Here is a 25008-nt window from a genome sequence, read left to right as displayed (position 1 = left end):
CGTTATCGGACATCTACGTACCTTTTAAGCAGCGGTCACGAATTATGTGGCGGACTCTACATACGATGCGGCAACAAGCAATTGATCCCTGTCCATTTTTAAACCGTCAGCAATCCATATAGTTTCCATTTTCTTTAAATACACACCTATTTCCGGCCCTGGTTGAACTCCCCTTGCAATAAGATCAGAGCCAGAGACCGGAAACACTGGCACCTCAGTGCCGTGGATTTCCGCTAATATCTGTGCCAGTTTACCGGCCGGATACGTTCCAGATGCCGTCTGCAAAAGCAGCCCGGCCGTCAGTGCGTCTTTTCCGTAGAGGAAAATAAACTCCCTCAGTCTTGCAGGAAGTTCCTCTCCGGCCATCACGACTCGCGGCTCCATGGCGAGCCCATGGACCATCCGGTCCCGTTCCGCGTTGGAAAGCCGCAGCGTCCGTGCAAGGCGCTCGCCATCCTCCTCAACAAATCCAGCAAGAGCGGCAAGATTCAGGGCCGGATCCTGAGCTTCTGGCGCGATCTCCTTTAGCGCGCGGAAGGCACGGAACCGGCCAGGCCGGGATACACCGCCCAGAATGATAGGCAGGATGCCTGCTCCTTGCATTGTGAGGAGACTGCCGGCGGCCAGGGGAGCAAGCACCAGACGCTTCATTTCCGCGCCAATCCGTTCCCCGGAGAGCTGCTTTATGCCATGCCGCAGCGCCGTGCAGGCCGCAAGGCCCGCCGGATCGAGATCTCCGTGCCCATAGCTGGCATGAATGCGGAAGAAGCGGAGAATGCGCAGATAATCTTCCCGGATCCGTTGCTCTGCGTCCCCAATGAAGCGCACCTTACGGGCAAGGCAGTCTTTGAGACCGTCTAAGGGATCATGGATCTGGCCGTCCCGTCCGGCATAAAGCGCGTTGAGCGTAAAGTCGCGGCGCAGAGCGTCTTTTGTCCAGTCCCGGCCGAAATGCACCTTCGCCTGCCGGCCGAAGGTTTCGACATCCTCTCTGAGGGTTGTTACCTCATAGGGCCGTCCGCCGCTGACAATGGTGACGGTTCCGTGGTCAATGCCGGTCGGCACAGGCTTTAGTCCTGCTGCCTTGGCCCGCTGCATAACGGTCTGAGGCAAGGCAGTGGTCGCAATGTCGATATCTCCGGCGGGCTCACCAAGGAGGCTGTTGCGCACGGCTCCTCCCACCACACGTGCCTCATCGCCATCCTGCTCGACGGCAGCAAAGACGGCCTGCACTGAAGGGTGATGCAGCCAGTCTGCATTCTCGAGAAACCGGCTCATCTATTGATACCGGCCCGGCACGAACACGCCATTTTCCATATGAGAGGGAATGTATTCCGCTCCATCAGGCGCCTCCCGGTAAGTGGCGAAAATGGCCAGGCTCCCGAGAACCAGCGCGACGCCGGCCAGCGCCAGCCAGCGCAGCGGCCCCTTGCGCCATTCTTCTGAGGTCTGCTCCTTCTTTTGCATCCAGAGCCACAGGGCATAGCCCATGAAGGGCAGCAAAAAGAGGAGAATGTGAGATAGAACGACCCGTAGCATCAGCCATATACCGTTTCATAAAGAGAACGAATGATGCCGGCGGTTACACCCCAGATGTACCTTTCGCCATAAGGCATCGCATAGAAGTAACGGGGCTTTCCTTCCCAGTCCCGGCTTTGCTTCAGGTGGTTGGCCGGGTTCATCAGAAAGGACAGCGGCACCTCGAAAATATCAGCAACCTCACCAGGGTTGGGTTGCAGCGAAAACCCAGGCCGGATACCCGCCACTACCGGCGTGACCTTGTAGCCGGACCCGGTCAGATATGGGGCAAGTTCAGCCACTTTCTCGGCCGCTTGAGGATCAAGGCCGATCTCCTCGTTGGCTTCCCGCAATGCCGCCTGCCAGGGGCCACCGTCAGTGCGGTCGATCTTGCCGCCGGGAAAGGCGATCTGGCCAGCGTGGGAGCTGAGATGAGGCGTGCGCAGGGTCAGAATAACGGTCGGCTCAGCCTCATGGATCACAACCGGGATCAGCACGGCCGCATCCCGCGGTACACCGGTCCAGCGGGCATAAGGTCCAAGATCCGGATTCAGCACATGATCGCCTGTTTCCCGCGCCATCCGGCTTCCGGCCTGACGCAGCAACTGGGCGCGGAAACCGTCATAGCTGGCATGTCCGCCGTCCAGCAGCTGCCCCTCTCCCGCCGCTCTGTCTTCCAAGCCCCTCATTGCCTGACCCACTTCCTCCCTAGATCGCATTTTCTAACTTATGAACTTCATGATCTCGTGTCAGGTCTCTGACACCGCATCTGGAACCGGAAAGAACGCCCCCTTGCTCCAGATGCCACAACGCCCAGCGCCCTCAGGATCCGTATCGGACATATGCTCGGCCAATTCGTAGAGCAAAGGCCTTGCGAACAGGGCTTCAAGCCTGCCTCTCACCAGTACATAGGGCTTCAGCCCGCCATTTGCCGCATCGATCTCAAACCGCAAAGGGTGTTCGGGACCAGCCTCGATCACATCGCCGACATTGGTCCGAAGTGTCAGAACCTGTTCCGGGCCATCAGCCTGAACATCCATCTCCACCGCGAGAAACGGGGCATCCTCGACGGTTATTCCCACCTTTTCCACAGGGGTCACGAGATAGTGACGGCCGTCGTCATCCTGGCGCAGCACCGACGCAAACAGGCGTACCAGGGCCTCACGTCTGATCGGGCTGCCCATATAGTGCCAGCTGCCGTCGCGGGCGATACGGATGTCCAGATCACCGCAAAAGGGCGGATTCCACTTGTCGACCGGAGGCTTGCCCTTGCCGGAAAGACCCGCGCGGCTGATCAGAGCGGCAAGTCCAGCAGGCAGATCCCGGCTTGCGATACCCGTCATCCCTGCTTCTCCTCCAAGAGGGCGGCCGGGCGTGGAGGAATGGATTGTCCTTGCTGCCATTTTGCCCGCATTTTCAAAGGCCCATTCCCCCTGTTGCATTTATCAGGGGTCACTGTCCCGCCTGAATTTGCCGCTTATCTAACCAGCAATATGGTGTCAAACTGCACGAGTCGCGAGACTTGCATGCCCGAAAGCCTCCTTCACCGGCAGTTTTTCTGCCTGCAGGATGGTCAAAACGGCCTGCAGCATGACAAGATTGCCCCATCAGAAGGGCCGTTCCCGACCTCCCTCATCTGGAACGGTGCCCAGTCAGGAAGGTACACGATGAGCGTCATAAGCCAGCCCCCCGCCTCCCCCGGCACCGCCGACATGAACTCGATTGCTGAGACGGCGGAAGCAGCACTGGCGACGATCACCGGCGCGAAGGCGGAAATCGGACGCATCATCTTCGGTCAGGAAAACGTAGTTGAGCAGACCCTGGTCACTATCCTGTCGGGCGGACACGGACTGCTTGTCGGCGTGCCTGGCCTTGCCAAGACCAAGCTGGTTGAAACCCTCGGCACGGTGCTTGGTCTCGATGCCCGCCGCATTCAGTTCACTCCGGACCTGATGCCCTCTGACATTCTGGGGTCCGAAGTCATGGAGCAGGCAGCCGACGGCAGCCGGGCCTTCCGCTTCATCAAGGGCCCGGTGTTCTCCCAGCTTCTGATGGCTGACGAAATCAACCGTGCCAGCCCGCGCACACAGTCCGCGCTTTTGCAGGCCATGCAGGAATACCACGTCACGGTGGCAGGCCAGTCCCACGACCTTCCCCGCCCCTTCCACGTGCTGGCCACCCAGAACCCGTTGGAGCAGGAAGGCACCTATCCGCTGCCTGAAGCCCAGCTCGACCGCTTCCTGATGCAAGTCGACGTGCATTACCCGGATCTTGCCTCCGAACGGCAGATCCTTCTGGCGACCACAGGCGCAGAACAGACACAGGCTCAGCCTGCTATGACCAGCAACGAACTGGCGGGTTTCCAGCAGCTGGTCCGCCGCATGCCCGTTGGCGAATCCGTTGTCGAGGCGATCCTGACCCTCGTCCGCTCGGCCCGTCCGGCAGAAGACGGCAACTCGAGCGACCTGCAGAAGCTGATTGCCTGGGGGCCCGGCCCACGCGCCAGTCAGGCCTTGATGCTGACCGTGCGTGCCAGAGCGCTGGTGGACGGACGCCTCGCTCCTTCGGTGGACGACGTTCTGGCACTTGCCGAGCCGATCCTGCAGCACCGCATGGCGCTGACCTTTGCGGCACGGGCAGACGGACACAATGTGCGCAGTGTCATTTCCCAGCTGAAAGCCAAGCTGGGCTGAGACAATCCCGCGGAAAGGGGGCTCCGGCCATGGCGGAACGCCAGCAGGACGGCATCACGGATCAGGATTCCTGGTCTTCGGTCATCGGGGAAGCCCGTTCGCTCGCCGACGCCCTGCCCGACCTTTTCGTCGAGGCAAGCCAGGTTGCCAGCGCCATGATCGCGGGCTGGCACGGGCGCAGGCGCTCCGGGCCGGGTGAAAGCTTCTGGCAGTTCCGCCCCTTCAACATGGGCGAACCCGCAAGACGCATCGACTGGCGCCGTTCCGCCAAGGACGACAGTCTTTATGTGCGCGAGCGTGAGTGGGAACAGGCCCATACGGTCTGGCTCTGGCCGGATCTGTCCGTCTCCATGAATTTCCAGTCACGGCTCTCGCCCGTCCTCAAGCGCGACCGGGCTGTTGTGCTGATGCTCGCTCTGGCGGAAATGCTCGCGACCTCCGGCGAACGGGTCGGCCTGCCCGGTCTCAGCCGGTCTCTCTCTGGACGCAATTCCGCAGAAACACTGGCCCAGATCCTGTTGCACGCTCCGGCCCCTGAGGCTCTTCCCGAGACCGCAGGCATCAAGCGCTTCTCTGATATCGTGCTCATCTCCGACTTTCTCGATCCCGTGACCGAAATCACGGCCTGGATGTCCCACGCTGCTGGTCTTGGGGCGCGGGGCCACATCGTTCAGGTTCTTGACCCAATCGAGGAAACCTTTCCCTTTGATGGCCGGGTGGAGTTTCACGATCAGGAACGGGGCACGCGTTTGACCACCGGACGGGCTGAAAGCTGGCGGGAGGCCTATCAGGAGCGGCTTGAGCGGCACCGGGCAGAGCTGAAGGATGCAGCCCGAAGGGCAGGCTGGACTTTCATTCTGCATCACACGGACCGGTCTGCCGCCGAACCTCTGCTCGCCTTGCACGCGGCGCTTTCGGGTGGCGGATCGCCCGCTCATGGAGGATTTTGACCGACATGGGGTTTCTGCCGATCGCCTTTTCCTCTCCCTGGATCCTGACTGCTCTGGCGCTGCTGCCGGTCATCTGGTGGCTGCTGCGGCTGACGCCCCCGCGCCCGAGACAGGTGCAGTTTCCACCGACCCGGCTTCTGCTCGACATCGAGGAGCGTGAGGAAACCCCGCAGCGCAGTCCCTGGTGGCTGACGCTTCTCAGACTGCTGCTCGCCGCCATTCTCATCATTGCCCTTGCCGGTCCGGTCTGGCGTCCCGCCAAGGACATCGCCATGAACGAGGGGCCGCTTTGGATCCTGCTCGACAATGGCTGGACTGCCGCCAGCAGCTGGACCGAACGCTCCGCTGCAGCTGACCGTATACTGTCCGACGCGTCCCGGTCCGGCCGCCCTGTCCTGCTGACCGCCACCGCTGATGGTCCGGCGCAGTCCTTCGAGCCTGGCAGCGCGGTTGCCGCACAAGAACGGCTGCGGGCACTGGAACCCCGCCCCTGGACCGCCAATCGCGGTGAGCTGACAACCGGTCTGCGCAAGAGCGCCGGCAACGTTGCTCCTGGCGCCATCGTCTGGCTATCCGACCGTACCCAGCCCGACAGCGGCACCACCTTCCAGCAGGATCTCGCCCGCATAGCAGGCGGCACGCCGGTCATTGTTTATCAAGGCCTTGGCATTCCGATGGGACTGAAGGCCCTCGACAACACGGCACAGGCGCTGAACGTTACCGTTCTGCGGCACCCGGAAGACGGAAGATCGGCTGCAACCCTGCGGGCTCTTGATCTGAAAGGCGTTCCACTGGCAGAGACCTCCGTCCAGTTTGACGCTGACGCCCCTGAAACCGTTGCCGAGTTCGATCTGCCGAGCGAGCTGCGCAATGACATTGCCCGCGTTGAGATTGCCGGAACCCAGGCCGCAGGGGCCGTTCAGCTTCTGGACGACAGCTGGCGCCGCCGTGTGGTCGGGCTTATCTCCGGCGAAGCGGGAGATCTCGCCCAACCGCTACTCTCCCCGCTCTATTATCTGCAGCGGGCGCTCAGCCCCTTCTCCGATCTCAGACTTCCCGAGCAAACGGATATTGCGGATGCGGTGCCGGAGCTGATCGGCCAGGGCATTTCGGTCCTGATACTTGCAGATGTGGGCCGGCTGCCCGAAGACACGCTCGCCACGCTCTCAAAATGGGTGGAAGACGGCGGCATGCTTATCCGTTTCGCCGGACCGCGCACCGCAGGCGGAACAGATGACCTCATCCCCGTCACCTTGCGCGCCGGGGACCGCACACTTGGCGGCAGCCTGTCCTGGAAGCAGCCGCAAAAGCTCGCTGCCTTTGCCGACACGTCCCCCTTCGCGGGGCTGGAAGTGCCCGATGAAGTGACCGTCAGCCGGCAGGTTCTGGCCGAGCCCACCTCTGATCTCCCGGACCGCACCTGGGCGACACTCGAGGATGGTACGCCGCTCGTGACCGCCCACCAGACCGGCAAGGGCATGCTGGTGCTCTTCCATGTCACCGCCGACACAAGCTGGTCCAATCTTCCGCTCTCCGGCACCTTCATTGACCTCCTGCGCCGCACACTTGCGCTTGCGAGCTCAGGCGCTGCAACGGCCAACAGCTCTTCAGGCGCAGACCAGAGCGTGCTGCCGCCCCTGCGTCTGCTTGACGGTTTTGGCCGGTTCACTTCTCCCCCGGCAGATGTGACGCCGATAACCGTTGCCGACTTCCAGCACGCCTCGGCCAGCAGAAAGACACCGGCTGGTCTTTATGGCTCCGAAGATGGCTTCCAGGCCCTCAATCTTCTGGCACCAGATGCGGCGCTTCTGCCACTGGACCTCAGCGCCTTCGGCGGCGCGGCGGATGTCAGAACCTATCCTTCAAACGACACCATGGATCTCAGAGCCATCCTGTTCTCACTGGCCTTCCTGCTGCTGCTGCTGGACGCTGCCGTCGTTATCCTGCTGATGGGCGGAATGAGCTGGCTGCGTCTGCGGCCCGTTACCGCCCGTGCCTTGCTGCCCTTGGCCCTTGGTCTGTCGCTCGGGCTGGCCGCTCTTCCGGGTGAAAGCCGGGCGCAAAGCTCATCAGATGATGTGCGCGCGCTTGAAGCAACGCTGGAAACCCGTCTCGCCTATGTCATCACCGGTGTGCCGGAAATCGATGAGGCGAGCGCTGCGGGCCTTTCCGGTCTGAGCATGTTCCTGGCGGACAGAACCGCTCTGGAGCCGGGATCGCCGCTTGGCGTCGATATCTCCCGCGATGAGCTGGCCTTCTATTCCCTGCTCTACTGGCCAATCGATCCGGATGCGGAAAAACCGGATGCGCGGACGATCTCCCGCATCGACACCTTCATGCGCAACGGCGGCACGATCCTCTTTGATACCCGAGATCATTTGACCTCGACCACCACCGGCTTTGGCAGCACTCCCGCAACATTAAAGCTGCGGGAAATTCTCGACGGTCTTGATATTCCGCCGCTGGAGCCGGTGCCGCCGGATCATGTCCTGACCAAGACCTTTTATCTTCTCGACACCTTCCCTGGGCGCTATGCCACCAGCCCCCTATGGGTCGAAAGCCTGGAGCAGGCCGTGACCAATGGCGAGCGGCCCGTGCGCGCCGGGGATGGCGTGTCCCCAATCATGATCACTGGTAACGACTTTGCGGCCGCATGGGCCGTCGACGACAGCGGATCGTTCCTATATCCCACCGTGCCGGATGATCCGGTCCAGCGGGACTATGCCTTCCGCGCCGGGGTCAACATCGTCATGTACACCCTGACCGGCAACTACAAGGCCGATCAGGTTCACATTCCGGCGCTTCTGGAGCGCCTGGGCCAATGAGGAGAACGGACGGAAGATGATCTGGTCGCTTTCCTTTGACCCCTTGATGCCGGTCTGGCTGCTGATCGCTGGCGGCGCCGCTGCTCTGGCAGTAACGGGTCTTCTCGCCTTCATGCGCCTGCGCGGCTGGCCGCTGCGCGCGGCCATCATGTCCTTACTGCTGCTTGCCCTTGCCAATCCAGCCCTGGAGCGGGAGGACCGCCAGCCTCTGTCTAGCGTCGTCGCACTTGTGGCAGATCACAGCCAGAGTCAGGGTCTGGAAGACCGCACCAGTGTCACCGATGAAACCGTGAAGGCCCTGAGCGCGGAAATCTCTGCCCTGCCCGGCTTCGAACTGCGGGTCCTGGAAAACCGGGGCAACTCGGGAACGGGCACCGAACTGTTTCAGACGCTTGCAAACGGCTTGTCCGACGTGCCGCCCGACCGTGTTGGCGGTGCGATCATGGTGACGGATGGTGAGGTTCACGACATTCCTGCCAACGCGGGCGCTCTTGGCTTCAACGCTCCGCTTCATGGCCTGATCACCGGCCGCCCGAACGAGCGGGACCGCCGCCTGGTGCTGGAAAAGGCACCACGCTTCGGGCTGGTCGGGTCGGAGCAGGTCATCTCTCTCAAAGTGGAAGATCAGAATGCCCCGGCCTCCGCAGCAGGACTGGCACGGCTCACCATCAAGCGCGATGGCTCGATCATCAGCGAAGCACGGGTCAATACCGGCGAGACTGTCGAAATTCCGGTCGAGGTCGCCCATGGCGGCAACAACATTTTCGAGATCGAAGCCGGACTTCTCGACGGCGAGCTGACCCCGGTCAACAACAAGGCCGTGGTCACCATTGACGGTATCCGCGAAAATCTGCGGGTGCTGCTGGTCTCCGGCTCTCCGCACGCGGGCGAGCGCACCTGGCGCAACCTTCTAAAGTCGGATTCCTCCGTCGATCTGGTGCATTTCACCATTCTACGCCCGCCGGAAAAGCAGGACGGCACGCCGATCCATGAGCTGTCTCTGATCGCCTTCCCGACCCGAGAGCTGTTCTCTCTCAAGATCGACGAATTCGACCTGATCATCTTCGACCGCTATGAGCGGCGCGGCGTGCTGCCGATGCTCTATTTCGACAACATCGCGCGCTATGTGCGCAACGGCGGCGCGGTGCTTCTGGCGGGCGGCCCGGACTATGCTGGCAGCGGCAGCCTGTACCGGACGCCTCTTGCCCCCATCCTGCCCGCAGAGCCGACCGGGGCCATTCTGGAAGAGCCCTTCCATGCCCATCTGGCAGACATGGGCAAGCGCCATCCGGTCACCCGTGGTCTGCCGGGCGCAAGTCAGGATCCGCCCGCCTGGAGCCGCTGGTTCCGGCTGGTCGACACCAATGTGGCCAACGGCGAAGTGCTTATGTCCGGGCCGCAGGACAAGCCTCTGCTCGTGCTCAACCGGGAGGGAGAAGGCCGCGTTGCCATGCTCCTGTCCGACCATGTCTGGCTGTGGGCCCGCGGCTTCGAAGGCGGTGGCCCCCATGTGCAGCTTCTGCGCCGTCTAGGCCATTGGCTGATGAAGGAGCCCGATCTTGAAGAAGAAGCTCTCCGTCTGAGCCTCCGTGGCGCGGATCTGATCGTTGAGCGGCAGACGCTCGGCGTTTCCATCGGCCCTGTCGAACTTACGGCGCCCTCGGGCGAACGCTCCGAACTGATCTTGTCAGAAGATGAGCCGGGGCTCTGGCGTGCGGCTCTTCCGGCCAGCGAAACGGGCCTCTACACCGTAACCGAGGGGGATCGGTCGGCGCTGGTTCACGTCGGTCCGCAGAACCCGAAGGAATACAGCAACGTGCTGTCGACCACAGGCCTATTGGCGCCGGTGGCGGAAACAACCGGCGGTGTCAGTGCAAGGCTCGCCGATATTGGCGGCAACGTAACCGTTCCCAGGATCGTCGCTCTCAAGCAGGCCGCGCAGTATTATGGCAATGGCTGGATTGGCCTGAAGACAAGCCAGGCGAGCATCCTTAAGGGTGTGGACCGCTATCCGCTGTTCCTTGGCCTTATGGGCCTTGCCTTGCTGCTAGGCGTTCTGACCATGACATGGTACCGCGAGGGCCGCTGACCGGCGGCCCTTCATAGACAGAATGCTGCACAAGCAGCACTCGATCATCCAAAGGACTTAAGGACGTCCGCCGCGCACCATGCCGGATGGCATCTCCGCACCGTTCAGGAGGGCGATGAGCAGGCGGTCGGGGTCGACCGGCCCGGGCAATGTGATCTTGCCGAAAGGCACCTTGCCGAAACCGGACGGGCCGTAATAAGGCGCATCGCCAACGAGAAGCACAGCGGTTTCGCCCTGAACAGCGGCAACATCAAGAACGGTCCTCAACAGCAGCTTGCCAAGACCCCGGTTCTTGTAGACCGGCGCGACGGTCAGCGGCCCCAGCAGCATGGCGGGCGTGCTGCCGATCCGGATCGGCGTCAGGCGAACGGAACCGGCAAGCTCTGCGCCACTCAAGCCGACAAAACACAGACTATCCGCCTGCGGCACGCCTTCGCGGATCTTGAATGCGGTCCGCGCATAGCGGCCTGGGCCAAAAGCTTCGGCTTGAAGGGCTTCGATCTGCTCAGCGTCAGCAGCTTCTTCGAGACGGACGAACCAGTTTTCGGGCTTCATGGAAAGGGCACCTGTCGAGCGAGTTTCTTCTCGCGTCTGACCAGGGGGGTCTTTCGTCATGGAAAGAGGGTTGACCGGTCAGGCGCGCGCGAACAGACGAGACGTGTCTCGTCGGGTGGTTCGTCGTCGCAGGCTCAGACCAGAGGTCATAAGGTTCCGTCTTTCACTTGATCATCGGTTTGATCACCCGGCCCATTGCGGATCGGAATTTGCCGATAGCATGGTCGCATCGGATTGGTCCAGCGGAAATTGAAAGTCGAATAAAATACGCGCGGCTGTCCAAGAATATTGAACGGTCAATTCATTCCGCTTGCGGAAGACGCGCCCTGCTCCAGTTCTTATCTTAGGTTCGAAACACAGGAGATAAAGAAATGGGATTGCTCGTAGACGGCGTCTGGAAAGACAAATGGTACGACACAGACGCCACCGGTGGCCGTTTCGAGCGCTCGGAATCAGCTTTCCGGAACTGGCTGACCAAGGACGGAAGTCCTGGCCCGAGCGGCAAGGGCGGCTTTGCCGCGGAAGCAGACCGCTATCATCTCTATGTCTCCTACGCCTGCCCCTGGGCGCACAGAACCTTGATTTTCCGCCGCCTGAAGAAGCTGGAGGAACTCATCCCGGTTACAGCCGTGGAACCGTTGATGCTCGAAAACGGCTGGACCTTCGGCGAACCGGATCCCCTGCACAAAGCCGATTTCCTCTGGCAGATCTACAAGGCGGCCAATCCGGATTACAGCGGCCGGGTGACCGTGCCCGTGCTCTGGGACAAGAAGACCGGCACAATTGTCAGCAACGAGTCCTCCGAAATCATCCGCATGTTCAACAGCGCTTTCGACGGTCTCACCGGCTCCACACTGGATCTGTGCCCGGAAGATCTGCTTTCCGGGATCGACGAGATTAACGCGTTTGTCTACGATAATGTGAACAATGGCGTCTACAAGGCTGGCTTTGCGACCAAACCTGAGCCCTACCAGAAGGCCGTGACGGCTCTGTTTGATGCCCTCGACGAACTGGAATCACGGCTCGGCAAGCAGAAATACCTGACCGGGGACCGCCTGACCGAGGCGGATTGGCGGCTCTTCACCACCTTGATCCGCTTCGATGCGGTCTATGTTGGCCACTTCAAATGCAACATCCGCCGGATCGAGGACTATCCGAACCTGTCAAATTACCTTCGTGCTCTTTATCAGGTGCCGGGCATTGCCGGGACCGTGCAACTGGACACGATCAAGGCGCATTATTACGGCTCTCACAAGACCATCAATCCGACCGGCATTATTCCGCTCGGACCAGAACTGGACTTCATGAGCCCCCACGACAGGGGCGCGGTCGAGCTCTGAGGGCTACCAATAGCCCTCACTCAAGGAGGCCATAGCCTCGCCTCTATCGATCCAGTCCTGCAGACGCCTTGCCGTCGCAGGACTGAGATCCGCAGGAAGCGCATTCATGGGAAAGAATGCCGCCTCAACGATTTCCGCATTCGGCTTGAGAAACCCTGCCTCCGGGTCCCAATCGCGCAACAGGAACAGGCCGACGTGATCCCGGCCCAACCCCTGCCGGTTAAGATAGGCGCCCAACAGAGTCAACGGCCCCTGAGCCACGATCCCGGTTTCCTCGCTCAGCTCCCGCCTGGCGGCAGCCTGCATGGTCTCGCCCCGGTCAACTCCCCCACCAGGCAGATACCAGCCAGGCAGATAGCTGTGGCGCACGAGCAGCACGGATTCGCAGGGCTCTTCAGGGATGCCGGCAGTGGATTCAGCCGATGGTTCAGGCGCTTTTCCCAGTACCAGAACCCTCACACCAACGCAGTAGGGGTTCCTGAGCAGGGCTGCGGCATGCACCAGCCGCTTCGTCATGCTGCTGGGCAGGAAGGACAAGAGTTTGATCATACAGAGATTTTACCTGAACAACCGATGGGTGGCATCAAGAATTAAGGGATTGCTTACCTTGCTGGCCTGACCTATGCGCCATTTGCAGGGCAGCCCCACCTGAAATTGCACTCCTCATATTCAATTGAATGTCTATTTTATAGTCACCCTGATGAAGAGACAGGCAGTCCTTCACAGGCCCCAAACAAGAGATCCATCATGTTCAGCGTGTTCTTCAACAACCTCCGCCGCGCCCGCGCCTACCAGTGGAAGCCGGCTGTGGACCTCAGCAATCCACGTATTGCTGCTGCTCTGTCGACCTTCGCGGCCAACTAAGCAAAATCCGTCCGGCGGACTTGTTCGCCGGTTCCGGGGACCGGATGCCAATATGGCTGGGCAACGCGCATTTTTCCTTGACGCGACCCGCTCAGCTCCGATGATGCCGGCATGTTCAAGCTTGCCCATCTATCTGATCCGCATCTGGGTCCCCTGCCGGATCCCAAACTGATCCAGCTCTTCTCCAAGCGTATCCTAGGATATCTCAACTGGCGCCGGAACCGCTCGGGCTCCATGACCGGTAATTGTCTGGAACAGCTTGTCGAGGATATGAAGGCCCAGGCGCCTGACCACATCGCCGTCACCGGCGATCTCGTCAACATCGCCTTGCCTCTCGAAATCATTGGTGCCCGGAACTGGCTGGAAGACGTGGGCGACCCCCACGATGTTTCCGTCATCCCCGGCAACCACGATGCCTATGTGCCAGGTGCACTCAGGCGTGCGCGGACAGCCTGGCTTCCCTACATGAGCGGCGATGACGCCGACGCCTCCCCCCCCCTTCCAGACAGCGATGCCGTGTTTCCCTATGTGCGCAAGCGCGGCAATCTGGCCATAGTCGGTGTCTCGACCGCCCGCGCCTCCGGTCCCTGGTTCGCGACCGGCCGAGTCGGTATCAAGCAGACCAGGCGGCTGAGAGCAATTCTGGAGGAGCTAGGCGAAGAAGGCCTATTCCGTGTGGTCCTGATCCATCACCCCCCGTTCCACAACGCCACTCATTGGCACAAGCGCCTGTCGGATGCCTCCCGCGTGCGCGCGGTCATCAAGCGCGCCGGCGCTGAACTAATCCTCCACGGTCATACGCATATCGTCAGCCGCTCGTCGATCGACGGGCCCGATGGGCCAGTGCCGGTGGTTGGCGTGCCGTCGGCCAGCAATGCGCCTGGCGGCAAGAAGCCGGGCGCTCGCTACAATCTCTTCTCGATTTCCTTAGAAAATGGCCGCTGGCACTGCCAGATGGAAGAGCGCGGCTTCACAGTGACGGGCGAACCGGTCAGCTCGATTGTCACCGACAGCATCGAGATCCCAGCCAAACCCGATTTGCTTCCACCCGCTGAGGGCCAAAGCCTTCGCGCGCCATCAACTTGATCAGACAACCGGGGCGAAGGCTCATTACCAGAGCCCGCCCCGGACAAAGCCTGTCAGACAGGCATCGGGTGAGCAAACCACGCATAGGCCACAAGAGTGGCAATGCCGGCACACAAGCCGAAGGCAAAGGTGGCAGCGACGGTCAGCCAGTGCAGACTGCGCTTCGACTTGGCTTCCTCTTTGGTCTTGGCCACGGAGTTCTCGAGCGCCACTTCTCTTAGGCGCCGGTTCAGCCAGTCGCCCTCAAGCGCCTTTTCCCGTTCCAGAATGCGCTCGGCGATATATTCCGTCAGGCAATCCGCCATGTCGTCGATTTCCGGCGTTTCCAGAATGACAACCCGGCCAAGCCGCGTGTCCTTCAAGAACCGGTAGGTCCGGCGGTCGCCACCAACGACAACGTGACTGGTCACATCGATCCAAAGGCGCGGCATGGAACCCGCCGCGATCTGGAGCGAGAACTGATCATCGTCCTCAGGGATCTCCTTGAAGACGTCCTTCATTTCTTCCGCGAGCATTTCCAGCCGCGCACGCTCGGTGTCCTGCAGCTCGATGACCACATCCGAGCGCTCGACCTCGCCGATCTGCACCTTCCGGATCGCCTCACGCAGAGACCGGACCCTGGAATGGGGTACAACGTTATCCTTCACTACGGGCATGGACTGTCCGTCTCCATTTTGGCGGGGCATTCCCGATCTGGCCAAATCAGGCCCAGTTGGGAACAATCTTAATCAATTCTTACCGGCTGGAAATGGCGGCACGCGCCTATGAAGGCCTCATCCACTGTCATTCAAGCCGGAATGGTTAACAGATGTTAAGATATTTCCGCCCCCAACGCCAGAACGGTCAGTGCCCCAGCGTTTGCAGCTGCGCTCTCCTTGGGATATGCAGATTAGGGTGTGGACTCATAAATTTGCAGGTAATGGCGCGTCAACTGGCACCGAAAGGCAAGGCGAGTGGCGAAAAGCGGGCTTTATGCCCGGTTGAGACGCTCAACGCCGCATTTCACAGCCAGTTGCGCGTCCTGTAAGGATTTGGCGAATTCGTCCGGCTACAGCGTTGCAAGACTTTGAAAGCCATAAGGCTTCCTGCAGCCTTGCGCCTTGTATCCAAACAAATTCGCTCAAACCATTGCCTTCAAATTTATGAGTCCACACCCTAGGGTGTTCCAAAACTGAAGTGGGGCCGCCGATGAACGTGAATGGACGCAAGTATCGCACGATCTGGCTCGCGGAAGATGGTTGGGGCGTCGAAATCATCGACCAGACACGTTTCCCCCACGCGTTCGAGACGATTCGGCTGGAAACCCTGGAAGAGGCAGCCCATGCCATCCGCATCATGCAGGTGCGCGGCGCTCCGCTGATCGGCGCAACGGCCGCCTACGGCATGTGCCTTGCCCTGCGCGCCGATGCCACCGACTTAGGTCTGATGAATGCCTGCAGCACCTTGTTGGACACGCGGCCGACAGCGGTCAATCTCCGCTGGGCCTTGGACGTGGTACGCAAGACCCTGCTGCCGGTCCCGCCGGAACAGCGCGTTGCCCGCGCCTATAGCCTGGCGGAACGCATCTGCGACGAGGATGTGGCCATCAACATGTCCATCGGCACCCATGGCGCCAAGCTGATATCGGACATCGCAGCAAGCAAGCGTCCCGGAGATCCGGTCAACATCCTCACCCATTGCAACGCCGGTTGGCTCGCGACCGTCGACTGGGGTACAGCAACGGCTCCTATCTATATGTCACACGATGCCGGTACGCCGGTTCATGTCTGGGTGGACGAAACCCGTCCGCGAAACCAGGGCGCCTTTCTGACCGCCTGGGAGCTCGGTCAGCATGGCGTCCCCCACACGGTCGTGGCGGACAATGCTGGCGGCCATCTCATGCAGCACGGGGAGGTGGACATGGTGATCGTCGGAACCGACAGAACCACCGCCGAGGGCGATGTCTGCAACAAGATCGGCACCTATTTGAAGGCTCTGGCCGCGAAGGATTGCGGTGTGCCCTTTTACGTCGCCCTGCCCTCGCCGACCATCGATTTCACCCTGTCGAATGGATTGCGGGAAATTCCGATCGAAGAGCGCATCGGTGAGGAAGTCAGCCACATCACAGGACTGACGGCCAGCGGCAAGATCGAGACAATCGAAATTGTGGCGCCCGGCTCCGAAGTTGCCAACCCTGCCTTTGATGTAACTCCCGCACGCCTGGTCACTGGCCTCATCACCGAGCGCGGTGTCCTGACCGCCGACCGGCAGTCGATTGCAGCGGCCTTCCCCGAGCGGGTTGCAGGATAATCATTCAATGATCGGCACGTGAGGCGCAGCACTGCGCGGCAGCAGACCGCTAAGCCTCGGGTCCTCATCGACCTCAATCGCCAGCTTGTATGGTGTGAAGCCGCTTCGCTTATAGAAGTCGAGCGCCTTCTGACTGTCGGCCGTGCACGTGTGCACCCAGAGTCGCTTGGTCTGCGGACGGCTCCAGACCAGTTCCAGAGCCTTCGCCATCAGCCAGCGCCCTGCCCCACCCCCAATGGCTTCCGGCACAAGCCCGAAGTAGGCAAGCTCCGGCGTTTCCGGATCTGAAAAATCCAGCTCCAGCATCCCTGCGGGTTTGCCGTTCAGGTAGGGAACAAAATGCGCTCTCGCCGGATCGTCAAGAACGGACCGCAGCTCGTCGTCTGACAACTTCAAGCGCGCGAACCAGAGCCAGTCCTGCCCAACGGACCGGAACAATGCTCTGTAGGCATCGAGCTCTGGCCTAGTCCAGGGCTCCAATGTCAAATCAGTGCGGGAGGGGAGGGAAATCTCCGGACGGCTGAGCATTTCCAGATAGGTCACGGTAACGGCCACCTTGCCTTTGGGCAGATGTGTGTAGCCGTCCAAGGCAAGCGGCAAGGTGTCAGACATTAATTTTCCAAGATGTTTGAAAGACCAACACCACCTAGCGCACCCGAACGCGACAGGTCAATCAGCCACTTGACTGGCCGCTGAATGAGTGCCGCTTACCACGACATGTTAATCCGTCGTTAACCATAGTGACCGAAGGTGATGCCATGGCAGCAATCGGAAACAATTACGCAAAGCGGCAAGAGAAGCCCAGCCTCGCTGACTTCAACAAGGCTTGGTCGAACACGCGCAAAAAAGCGATCCAGCAGGGTCAGCAGTTACGCGCGAACCTGACCTCTGTCTTTGCCACTTCGGTTACGATCAGCCAGCAGCAGACGGTCAATGCCATACAAGGCAGTTACTCCTCGACCGCCAGCGCAATGGCCCGCGTCAACATCCTCGTCTGACGGGCCTCTGCTGACCCGGCCTTAAGCCCACGGATCAGATCGCGCCGATCGTCTTCAGCTTTACCCGCGGGTGCACTTCCGACTGGCTCATGACCGTCGTATGTGCCCGGAACCGCTCGACAATCGAACGGACGAAGGGCCGTGTCTGGGGTGATGTGAGCAGAACAGGAACTTCACCCTGCTGGGCGGCAGTCTCGAATGCATCGCGGACCTTTACCACGAACTCCTGCAGCTTGCTCGGCTGCATGGCGAGCTGGCGGTCGTCCCCCTCGCCAACAATCGCTTCCAGGAACGCCTGCTCCCATTTCGGTGACATGGAAATCAAAGGCAAATATCCACCGGGCGCAAGATTGGCGGCGCAGATCTGCCGTCCAAGGCGGCTGCGGACATGCTCCGCAATCATGCTCGTGTTGCGCGTCATGCCCGTCGCTTCGGACACGCCTTCCAGAATGGTGCCCAGATCGCGGATCGACACACGCTCGCTAAGCAGCGTTTGCAGGACGCGCTGCAAGCCGGAGACGGTAATCTGTCCTGGAATAAGGTCATCGACCAGCTTCGCCTGATCACCCTTCATTTCCTTGAGCAGCTTCTGAACGTCCCCATAGGTCAGGATTTCACTGACATTGTTCTTGATCGTCTCGGTGAGATGAGTCGACAGAACTGTGGCCGGATCAACCACCGTATAGCCGCGCAGCGACGCATCCTCGCGGTACTGCCCTTCCACCCAAGTTGCCGGGAGACCGAAGGTCGGCTCCGTCGTATGCGTGCCGGGCAGCTTCACCTGACCACCAGCTGGATCCATGACCATGAAATGGTTCGGATAGAGGACGCCGCGCCCGGCTTCCACTTCTTTGACCTTGATGACGTATTCGTTCGCACCAAGCTGAATATTATCGAGAATGCGCACGGGCGGCATGATAACACCCATGTCAGTCGCGACCTGACGGCGCAGGGCCTTGATCTGCTCGGTCAGCTGATCCGCACCGCCCGGCTCCTTGCCGTTGATCAACGGCAGCAGGGCATAGCCCAGCTCAATGCGAAGCTCATCCATCTTGAGAGCATCGGTAATCGGTGGCTCCGGGGGAGGCTTGGGCGCAGACTCGATTGCTTTCTTGACCTCTGCAGCCGTTGCGACCTGCTTCTTCTTGTCTCCAACCTTGAAGGCCAGATAACCAGCGCCACCGGCAAGGCCCAGGAACGGAATCATCGGAATGCCCGGCAGAAGCGACAGGATCGCCATGACCGCAGCCGACATGCCAAGTGCCTTGGGATAGCCGGTGAACTGGGTGGCCAGCGCCTTGTCGGCTGCGCCCTGAACCCCGGCCTTGGACACAAGAATACCGGCTGCCGTGGAAACGATCAGCGCTGGGATCTGGGACACAAGACCATCGCCGATGGTCAGCAGCGTATAATTGTTTGCTGCTTCCGAGAACGAAAGCTCCATCTGAGCGACGCCGATGAAGATGCCACCCAGAATGTTGATGAACGTGATCAGCAAGCCCGCAATGGCGTCGCCGCGCACGAACTTGGACGCACCGTCCATGGCCCCGAAAAAGGCGCTTTCCGCTTCGAGGTCCCGGCGGCGGGTCCGCGCCTCGTTCTCGTCGATCAGGCCAGATGACAGGTCAGCGTCGATCGCCATCTGCTTGCCAGGCATCGCGTCCAGGGTAAAGCGGGCCGCGACTTCCGCGATACGCCCGGAACCCTTGGTGATAACGATGAAGTTCACAATCACCAGGATCGCGAAAACAATCACCCCAATGACAAAGTTCCCGCCCATGACGAGGTTGCCGAAGGACTGGATCACTTGTCCCGCAGCAGCTGTCCCTTCATGTCCGTTGGACAGGATCAAGCGCGTGGAAGAAATGTTCAGACCCAGCCGGAGCATGGTCGAGATCAGCAGAACCGTCGGGAAGGAGGAGAACTCCAGAGGCTTTTGAATGAAAAGCCCTGTCATCAGAACCAGCACGGAGAAGATGATCGACACCGCCAGGAACATGTCCAGCAGCACGGACGGCATGGGCAGGATCATCATGGTCAGGATGACCATGACGCCGACGGCAAGCCCCGTGTCGCCACGCTTCAGGGTCGCCGCAATCTCACCGAAACTGGCCATGGAAAAGCCGCCGGCTGGAACAACCGGCTGGTCCGGTACCACAGGTACCTTTCCTTCATTTCCAGACGTCGTGTCCGTCATGCTCTATTCCTGATGGCGGAGGGCCATGCGCCCTTCGCAAGCTGCCTGCCGGTTGATGATGCCAGATTCGGTATCAGTAGGCAGAGCGGACTTCGCCCGGCCCTGGCACCTGAAGCCCCTCATCTGTGTATTGGTTCAACTTGTTCCGGAGCGTGCGGATGGAGATGCCGAGGATCTTTGCCGCATGCGTCCGGTTGCCAAGGCAGTGATCCAGAGTGTCGAGGATCAAGTCCCGTTCCACATCCGCAACGGTACGTCCGACGAAGGACCGGGAAACCGCCTCGGCCGCCTGTGCCGCACGCTCCGCAGGGCCGCGGGAGCTCTGAATCGGGCTGCCGTCCGGCATGAGGATCGCTTCAGTTCCAATCTCATCCCCATGGGCGAGAAGAACGGCGCGGTGCATGGTGTTTTCCAGCTCGCGCACGTTGCCCTGCCACGGGTTTACCGCCAGGGCCTGACGGGCTTCGACAGACAGGGGCAATGCCGGAACGCCGTTGATCTTCGCGTAATGTTCGACAAAGAAACGTGCAAGCTCCAGCACATCGGCAGGGCGCTCCCGCAGCGGCGGCAGCTTCAGATTGACCACATTGAGACGGAAAAGAAGGTCTTCACGGAAAGAGCCTTCGCGCACCGCTTCGCCGAGATCCCGGTTGGATGTCGCAAGGATACGGATGTTGACCGGAACAGGGCGGGTGCCGCCGACGCGGTCAATAACCCGTTCCTGGATCGCACGCAGCAGCTTGGCCTGAAGGCGCACGTCCATCTCTGAAATTTCGTCCAGCAGAAGCGTGCCGCCATCAGCTTCCTCGAACTTACCGATACGCCGGGCTACGGCTCCGGTGAACGCTCCCTTCTCATGCCCGAACAGTTCGGACTCCAGAAGATGTTCCGGGATCGCTGCACAGTTGATGGAGATGAATGGCTTGTTGGACCGGTTGGAGCAGCGGTGAACATGACGGGCGATCACTTCCTTACCGGTACCGGACTCGCCTGTGATCAGCACAGACGCATCAGAAGGTGCGATCTGCTCGGCCAGCCGCACGACCGATGCCATCGCCTCATCCCTGTAGATAAGATCGCCCTGATCCTGCGACACAGCGGCCAGAACGGCTGCGATCAGCTCGGGATCCGGGGGCAGCGGGATATATTCCTTGGCGCCTGCGCGGATTGCCGAAACGGCTGCCTGAGCGTCCGTTTCCACTCCGCAGGCAACAACGGGCACATGTACCCGCTCAGCCTGAAGCTTGTTCAACAGGCTCGCGATATCCAGCCCGACATCCACCATAAGCAGATCGGCACCGCGCCCGGAGCGCAGAACCTTGAGCGCTCCTTCGATGTCGTCCGATTGGGTGACTTGTGCTCCGCGCTGCATGGCGATCTTGGTCGCCGTTGTGAGCTGGCCGCCCAGTGTACCAACTATGAGAAGTCGCATGACCGGCTCCTGACCCCTTATCGATCTGCCTTGATGATTTCCGTCATGGTCACGCCGAGCTTGTCCTCCACCAGGACCACTTCGCCGCGAGCTACCAGCCGGTCATTCACATAAATATCAATAGCTTCCCCGACCTTCCGGTCGAGTTCCAGCACTGTGCCCGACGCCAGCTTCAGCAGCTCGGAAACATGCATCCGGGAGTGGCCCAGCACCGCCGAAATCCGGACGGGCACGTCGAAGACCGCCTCCAGATCCGCAGCGGATTGAGGACCATGGCTCTCGGAGCCATCCCGGGCTTCGCGGCCCGGCACCTCAAGTTCGTCAAGCGGAATGCCGCCGTCGTTGTCTTTGCTCATTGGCCGGTATCCTTAGGCTCTGCCGCAGGCGCTGTCTTGGATGCAGCCTTGGCCGCCCGCGCTGCCAGATAGGCCCTTATGCTTGTGTCGATCTGCTTGTCGAGTTCCTTGCGGTCGCGCAAGATCCCGCCATCGGCCCATTCGATATGGCAGTCCCCCGGACCGATGTCATCTTCCCCGAGGATCACCAGACGGCCATCAAAGCCTTTCTCGCGAATGATCGGGTCCAGCCTTTTTTTGAGGTTCTCGACATCACGCAGTGCAACCCGGATGACGAGATGGGGAGCCCTGCGGAGCGGACCAAGGCACTCTGAAACCAGCGCCACCACTTCGGCCAGAGGCTGGCGCGCGATGAGATGGGCACACAGACGCCTCGCAACCAGAAACGCCAGGCCGACGGCGTCCCGCTCTTGCGCGTTCACCGCATCGTCGATGGTCTGCAGAACCTGGACGACGGCTCCCGACAAACGCCCCACCTCATCGGTCAGGATCTTCTCCTGAGTTTCCTGCAAATCCTTAAGCGCTTCCGCCCGGCCCTGTTCAAAGCCTTTTTTACGGGCCGCTTCCACAAGTGCCTGATGCTCGGACACCGGGATCATGGGTATCTGCGGCTCCGGAGCAGCCTCAACCTCAGGCTCCACAGGTTCCGAGAAATCCATATCGAACAGGAATTTTGACGGATTGGTCATTCTGCCCATTATCTTGTTTCGATCGCTGCCCTGTTATCAGTAAATGATCTCGTCATCGCTCTTGGACTTGGAAATCATGATCTCGCCCTTTGCGGCCAGATCCTTGGCTGTATTCACCATGCCCGTCTGCGCATCATCCACATCACGCAGGCGAACCGGTCCAAGCGCCTCCATATCGTCCTTGAGCAGCTTGGCTGCACGCGACGACATGTTGCCGAAGAAGAACTCGCGTGCCTGATCTGTAGACCCCTTCAGAGCGATCGCAAGGCGGTCCTTTTCCACGCTCCGCAACAGGGTCTGGCAGCTCGCTGCGTCCAGCTTGATCAAGTCGTCGAAGGTGAACATCAGCGTCTTGATGCGGTCGGCTGCTTCCCGGTTTTCTTCTTCCAGAGCGGCCAGGAACCGGGCTTCCGTCTGACGGTCGAAATTATTGAAGATCTCGGCCATCATTTCATGGCTGTCGCGCCGGGATGTGTTGGTAAGGTTGGACATGAACTCGACCCTCAGGGTCTGTTCAACCTTCTCCAGAACTTCCTTCTGGACCGCATCCATACGCAGCATCCGGCTCACGACTTCCAGAGCCAGCTCTTCTGGCAGAATGCCCAGCACACGGGCGGCATGATCGGACTTGATCTTCGACAAGACCACCGCGACGGTTTGAGGATATTCGTTCTTCAGATAGTTCGCCAGAACGTTTTCCTGAACGTTCGACAACTTCTCCCACATGTTCCGCCCGGCCGGACCACGGATTTCCTCCATGATGATGCTGACGCGGTCACCCGGGAGAAAGTTGGCCAGCAGCCGCTCGGTCGCGTCCACGTTGCCTGTCAGGGCGCCTCTGGAAGCAATCTTGCGGACGAAATCCTTGAACAGAGACTCCAGCATAGTTGGCGTGACCGGACCGAGGTTGGCCATTGCAGCGGACACCTGCCGCACCTCGATTTCATCAAGGCGTTCCCAGATGGGCTTTCCGTGCAATTCTCCAAGCGCAAGCAGAAGAACGGCTGCCCGTTCTGCGCCACGCAGCTCACGCTCACTCTCATCGCTGCTGACCGTCAGCTGTTTCTGAAGTGCGTCCCCTCCGGCCATGGTCAGGCAGCCTCTTCAAGCCAGCCGCGCACAATGCTGACGGCTTCGGTCGGATGATCCTCGATCATCGCCCCTACCTTGGAAATCGAGCTGGCCTGCAGGGCACCCTCCTGCTTGGCTTCCTCAATCCACTCAATGCGGAACTCGTCCTCTTCATCCTTCACTTCGGCAGGCAGGGCACTTTCGGCGACCAGCATACCGTCAGGCCCGATAACGAGTTCCTGCGGCATCCGCTCTTCCGGGGTTACGATGCGCCGCAGCAGCGGACGGACGACGAAGAGCAGCAGCAGCAGCGAAATCAGCAGCAGTACACCCAGCTCTGCAAAGCGCATGATGTCTTCGCGGGTGAAGTCGAAGAGGTCGGAGGTTACGACGTCGTCAACTTGCGGCGGCTGAGCGAACTGGAGGTTCACAACCTCAACCACATCACCGCGGGCCGCATCGAAGCCCACAGCGGAGCGCACGAGCACTGCAATCCGGTCCAGGGCCTCCTGGGAACGTGGAGAATAGGCGATCTGGCCGTCTGCGCCCGGCGCATAAACCCCGTCGATCAGAACGGCAACGGAAAGGCGCTTGATCTGACCAGCTTCGACAATCTGCGTCTTGGTAGACTTTGAAACCTCGTAGTTGACGATTTCCTCGGTCGAGCTGGATTGATCGACCTTGCCCTGCCCCTGCGTGTTGTTTCCGCCGTTTGGCAGCTGATTACCAACCGTCACCTCATTTTGAGGATCGGTGCTGGACGATGCTTCTTCCTTTGATTGGGTCGAGCGGACAACCTGCCCTTCCGGATCAAAGCTTTCCGTGGTCTCAGTGGTGCGGTTGAAGTCCACATCCGCAGCAACCCGGACACGGGCACGTCCAGGTCCGACAACACTGTTCAGAATCTCCTCAATCTGATTGCGCAGGCGGGACTCGATCTCAACCACCCGCTCCTGAAGCGACCCCGAGATAATCCCTTCCTGATCTGCGTCAGTTCCTGAGGCAAGCAGGCGCCCGGTCTCATCGACAATCGAGACATGCTCCGGATCGAGCCCTTCGACAGCCGTTGCAACAAGATGCTGAACAGCCCTGATTTCACCAGGCCCGAGCGAGCCGCGCACATTCAGAACAATGGAAGCGGACGGAGGGCGGCGGTCACGCTGGAACAGCTGGCGCTCCGGGATAACGAGATGGACACGGGCTGCGTTGATACGGTCAATCGAGGAAATACTGCGCGACAGCTCACCCTCGATAGCCCGGAGATGATTGATGTTCTGAACGAAACTCGTGGCGCCGAGCGTGTCGGACCGGTCGAAGATTTCATATCCGATACTGCCCCCGGTCGGGAGACCGTCTTCAGCAAGACGCATGCGCAGGCGGGCGACCTGCTCCGAAGGGACGAGAATCTGGCTGCCATCGCGCTTGATCTCGAACTGAACCCCGAGAGATTCGAGCTGATTGACGATGGCGCTGGAGTCTTCCAGCGTCAGATCGGAATAGAGCTGGGTCATCTGGGGAGCCGTGACCCGGAAGATAATGAACGCAAAGACCCCAACCAGAATCGCCGCGACCGCCCCCATGGCCGCGACACGGGTCGGTCCCAGTGTTTTAATGAATTCGATCAATCCGTTCACGATTGCCCGCTCACGCTCTAATTGCCCCGCTGCCGGATTCCTATGGAACCCTTTGGTCACACACGCGTTAACCAATAGGCAAAATTTGCCGTCCAGAAGGTTAACAAGTGGTTAACGCCGCATTCTAGGCATGCCTGATTTGGCCATTTTCTGCCATTCTCAGTTATGCATTTTGCAAGAGAGGTGGGGAAAAGCTGCCTACCGCGTTAACTATTGAGAAATAATCTCAATTCACGGGCAACCTACAGGTGTTCGGCACAGGTGCCGAGACCCTGCTTTGGCTAATCCACTGAAAGCACGGGAGCTTTGGCGCCCGCTCGAAAGTGACGTCGGGAAAACAAAAAAGGGCAGCCAGCGGCCACCCTGTTTCAGCATCCCGTTTCCGGAATTAACGTGTTCTTTCGCCTTGTCAGACCAGAACG

22 protein-coding genes are annotated in these 25008 nt (G+C 60.3%); 8 read left to right on the top strand and 14 right to left on the bottom strand.

What is annotated here, in order from left to right; all coding sequences use genetic code 11:
* Positions 1-42: 42 nt before the first annotated feature.
* From IG616_RS07365 to IG616_RS07350, 4 genes are all read right to left on the bottom strand, one after another.
* Positions 43-1278 carry a CCA tRNA nucleotidyltransferase gene (locus IG616_RS07365; protein ID WP_192147487.1) on the bottom strand — a complete coding sequence of 412 codons (1236 nt, stop codon included), beginning with the start codon at positions 1276-1278 and terminating at the stop codon, positions 43-45.
* The gene (locus IG616_RS07360) at positions 1279-1539 is read right to left on the bottom strand and encodes a DUF6111 family protein (RefSeq protein ID WP_192147486.1); all 261 of its coding nucleotides are present in this window, start codon (positions 1537-1539) and stop codon (positions 1279-1281) included. It lies immediately after the preceding gene.
* Positions 1539-2165 (bottom strand): CoA pyrophosphatase, encoded by a 627-nt coding sequence (locus IG616_RS07355; RefSeq protein ID WP_425504163.1) that lies wholly within the window; start codon positions 2163-2165, stop codon positions 1539-1541. The genes IG616_RS07360 and IG616_RS07355 overlap by 1 nt, the downstream gene beginning before the upstream one ends.
* 102 nt (positions 2166-2267) lie before the next feature.
* A complete protein-coding gene (locus tag IG616_RS07350) occupies positions 2268-2906 on the bottom strand; it encodes a DUF1285 domain-containing protein (RefSeq protein WP_425504162.1) in 639 nt (212 codons plus the stop codon).
* 279 nt (positions 2907-3185) lie between these two features.
* On the opposite strand from IG616_RS07350, the gene IG616_RS07345 reads away from it, so the two are divergent.
* The 4 genes from IG616_RS07345 to IG616_RS07330 are packed head-to-tail and all read left to right on the top strand — an operon-like array spanning position 3186 to position 10075.
* Positions 3186-4211, top strand: coding sequence for an AAA family ATPase (locus IG616_RS07345; RefSeq protein ID WP_192147484.1), 1026 nt, complete (start codon positions 3186-3188; stop codon positions 4209-4211).
* A 29-nt stretch (positions 4212-4240) separates the two neighbouring features.
* Complete coding sequence (locus IG616_RS07340; protein ID WP_192147483.1) at positions 4241-5161, top strand: DUF58 domain-containing protein; 921 nt, start codon at positions 4241-4243, stop codon at positions 5159-5161.
* A gap of 5 nt (positions 5162-5166) precedes the next feature.
* On the top strand, positions 5167-7986 hold the full coding sequence (locus IG616_RS07335; RefSeq protein ID WP_192147482.1) for a DUF4159 domain-containing protein: 2820 nt from the start codon (positions 5167-5169) through the stop codon (positions 7984-7986).
* Between the two features lie 16 nt (positions 7987-8002).
* Positions 8003-10075, top strand: coding sequence for a hypothetical protein (locus tag IG616_RS07330; RefSeq protein WP_192147481.1), 2073 nt, complete (start codon positions 8003-8005; stop codon positions 10073-10075).
* Between the two features lie 57 nt (positions 10076-10132).
* Here IG616_RS07330 and IG616_RS07325 read toward each other — a convergent pair whose 3' ends face one another.
* On the bottom strand, positions 10133-10630 hold the full coding sequence (locus tag IG616_RS07325) for a GNAT family N-acetyltransferase (protein ID WP_192147480.1): 498 nt from the start codon (positions 10628-10630) through the stop codon (positions 10133-10135).
* A 371-nt stretch (positions 10631-11001) separates the two neighbouring features.
* Between IG616_RS07325 and IG616_RS07320 the strand changes: the two genes are divergently transcribed.
* Entirely contained in the window at positions 11002-11970 is a 969-nt protein-coding gene (locus tag IG616_RS07320) for a glutathione S-transferase family protein (protein ID WP_192147479.1), read from the top strand.
* A gap of 3 nt (positions 11971-11973) precedes the next feature.
* On the opposite strand, the gene IG616_RS07315 is transcribed toward IG616_RS07320, so the two are convergent.
* Positions 11974-12519, bottom strand: a complete 546-nt coding sequence (locus tag IG616_RS07315) for an NUDIX domain-containing protein (RefSeq protein WP_192147478.1) — start codon at positions 12517-12519, stop codon at positions 11974-11976.
* 426 nt (positions 12520-12945) lie between these two features.
* Here IG616_RS07315 and IG616_RS07310 point away from each other — a divergent pair, with 426 nt between their 5' ends.
* On the top strand, positions 12946-13920 hold the full coding sequence (locus IG616_RS07310; protein WP_192147477.1) for a metallophosphoesterase family protein: 975 nt from the start codon (positions 12946-12948) through the stop codon (positions 13918-13920).
* A 53-nt stretch (positions 13921-13973) separates the two neighbouring features.
* On the opposite strand, the gene IG616_RS07305 is transcribed toward IG616_RS07310, so the two are convergent.
* Positions 13974-14576, bottom strand: coding sequence for a hypothetical protein (locus IG616_RS07305; protein WP_192147476.1), 603 nt, complete (start codon positions 14574-14576; stop codon positions 13974-13976).
* A gap of 532 nt (positions 14577-15108) precedes the next feature.
* Between IG616_RS07305 and mtnA the strand changes: the two genes are divergently transcribed.
* Entirely contained in the window at positions 15109-16209 is a 1101-nt protein-coding gene (gene mtnA, locus IG616_RS07300) for an S-methyl-5-thioribose-1-phosphate isomerase (protein WP_192147475.1), read from the top strand.
* On the opposite strand, the gene IG616_RS07295 is transcribed toward mtnA, so the two are convergent.
* On the bottom strand, positions 16210-16821 hold the full coding sequence (locus IG616_RS07295; protein WP_192147474.1) for a GNAT family N-acetyltransferase: 612 nt from the start codon (positions 16819-16821) through the stop codon (positions 16210-16212). It lies immediately after the preceding gene.
* A gap of 146 nt (positions 16822-16967) precedes the next feature.
* Here IG616_RS07295 and IG616_RS07290 point away from each other — a divergent pair, with 146 nt between their 5' ends.
* The gene (locus IG616_RS07290) at positions 16968-17207 is read left to right on the top strand and encodes a hypothetical protein (RefSeq protein ID WP_192147473.1); all 240 of its coding nucleotides are present in this window, start codon (positions 16968-16970) and stop codon (positions 17205-17207) included.
* 34 nt (positions 17208-17241) lie between these two features.
* On the opposite strand, the gene flhA is transcribed toward IG616_RS07290, so the two are convergent.
* The 6 genes from flhA to fliF all read right to left on the bottom strand — a co-directional run bounded on the left by flhA (position 17242) and on the right by fliF (position 24586).
* Positions 17242-19404, bottom strand: coding sequence for a flagellar biosynthesis protein FlhA (flhA, locus tag IG616_RS07285; protein ID WP_192147472.1), 2163 nt, complete (start codon positions 19402-19404; stop codon positions 17242-17244).
* 73 nt (positions 19405-19477) lie between these two features.
* Complete coding sequence (gene flbD / locus IG616_RS07280) at positions 19478-20836, bottom strand: sigma-54-dependent transcriptional regulator FlbD (protein WP_192147471.1); 1359 nt, start codon at positions 20834-20836, stop codon at positions 19478-19480.
* 17 nt (positions 20837-20853) lie between these two features.
* Entirely contained in the window at positions 20854-21192 is a 339-nt protein-coding gene (gene fliN, locus IG616_RS07275; RefSeq protein ID WP_192147470.1) for a flagellar motor switch protein FliN, read from the bottom strand.
* Entirely contained in the window at positions 21189-21881 is a 693-nt protein-coding gene (locus tag IG616_RS07270; RefSeq protein WP_209007334.1) for a FliH/SctL family protein, read from the bottom strand. Before IG616_RS07270 ends, fliN begins: the two co-directional genes overlap by 4 nt.
* 36 nt (positions 21882-21917) lie before the next feature.
* Positions 21918-22970, bottom strand: coding sequence for a flagellar motor switch protein FliG (gene fliG / locus IG616_RS07265; protein ID WP_192147468.1), 1053 nt, complete (start codon positions 22968-22970; stop codon positions 21918-21920).
* Between the two features lie 2 nt (positions 22971-22972).
* Positions 22973-24586, bottom strand: a complete 1614-nt coding sequence (gene fliF, locus IG616_RS07260; RefSeq protein ID WP_192147467.1) for a flagellar basal-body MS-ring/collar protein FliF — start codon at positions 24584-24586, stop codon at positions 22973-22975.
* Positions 24587-25008: the final 422 nt, after the last annotated feature.

It is taken from the genome of Roseibium litorale (genome assembly GCF_014842915.1).
Classification (GTDB): Bacteria; Pseudomonadota; Alphaproteobacteria; order Rhizobiales; family Stappiaceae; genus Roseibium; species Roseibium litorale.
This window is presented reverse-complemented; position numbering and strand designations above follow the sequence as displayed.

Excerpts from the sequence above, each read along its gene's own strand:
- IG616_RS07345 (WP_192147484.1), top strand. The coding sequence starts at position 3,186 with ATGAGCGTCATAAGCCAGCCCCCCGCCTCCCCCGGCACCGCCGACATG.
- IG616_RS07360 (WP_192147486.1), bottom strand. The coding sequence starts at position 1,539 with ATGCTACGGGTCGTTCTATCTCACATTCTCCTCTTTTTGCTGCCCTTC.
- IG616_RS07270 (WP_209007334.1), bottom strand. The coding sequence starts at position 21,881 with ATGACCAATCCGTCAAAATTCCTGTTCGATATGGATTTCTCGGAACCT.
- IG616_RS07290 (WP_192147473.1), top strand. The coding sequence starts at position 16,968 with ATGGCAGCAATCGGAAACAATTACGCAAAGCGGCAAGAGAAGCCCAGC.
- IG616_RS07330 (WP_192147481.1), top strand. The coding sequence starts at position 8,003 with ATGATCTGGTCGCTTTCCTTTGACCCCTTGATGCCGGTCTGGCTGCTG.
- IG616_RS07315 (WP_192147478.1), bottom strand. The coding sequence starts at position 12,519 with ATGATCAAACTCTTGTCCTTCCTGCCCAGCAGCATGACGAAGCGGCTG.
- flbD (WP_192147471.1), bottom strand. The coding sequence starts at position 20,836 with ATGCGACTTCTCATAGTTGGTACACTGGGCGGCCAGCTCACAACGGCG.
- IG616_RS07325 (WP_192147480.1), bottom strand. The coding sequence starts at position 10,630 with ATGAAGCCCGAAAACTGGTTCGTCCGTCTCGAAGAAGCTGCTGACGCT.
- IG616_RS07340 (WP_192147483.1), top strand. The coding sequence starts at position 4,241 with ATGGCGGAACGCCAGCAGGACGGCATCACGGATCAGGATTCCTGGTCT.
- IG616_RS07335 (WP_192147482.1), top strand. The coding sequence starts at position 5,167 with ATGGGGTTTCTGCCGATCGCCTTTTCCTCTCCCTGGATCCTGACTGCT.
- fliN (WP_192147470.1), bottom strand. The coding sequence starts at position 21,192 with ATGAGCAAAGACAACGACGGCGGCATTCCGCTTGACGAACTTGAGGTG.
- IG616_RS07305 (WP_192147476.1), bottom strand. The coding sequence starts at position 14,576 with ATGCCCGTAGTGAAGGATAACGTTGTACCCCATTCCAGGGTCCGGTCT.
- IG616_RS07365 (WP_192147487.1), bottom strand. The coding sequence starts at position 1,278 with ATGAGCCGGTTTCTCGAGAATGCAGACTGGCTGCATCACCCTTCAGTG.
- flhA (WP_192147472.1), bottom strand. The coding sequence starts at position 19,404 with ATGACGGACACGACGTCTGGAAATGAAGGAAAGGTACCTGTGGTACCG.
- IG616_RS07310 (WP_192147477.1), top strand. The coding sequence starts at position 12,946 with ATGTTCAAGCTTGCCCATCTATCTGATCCGCATCTGGGTCCCCTGCCG.
- fliG (WP_192147468.1), bottom strand. The coding sequence starts at position 22,970 with ATGGCCGGAGGGGACGCACTTCAGAAACAGCTGACGGTCAGCAGCGAT.
- mtnA (WP_192147475.1), top strand. The coding sequence starts at position 15,109 with ATGAACGTGAATGGACGCAAGTATCGCACGATCTGGCTCGCGGAAGAT.
- IG616_RS07320 (WP_192147479.1), top strand. The coding sequence starts at position 11,002 with ATGGGATTGCTCGTAGACGGCGTCTGGAAAGACAAATGGTACGACACA.
- IG616_RS07295 (WP_192147474.1), bottom strand. The coding sequence starts at position 16,821 with ATGTCTGACACCTTGCCGCTTGCCTTGGACGGCTACACACATCTGCCC.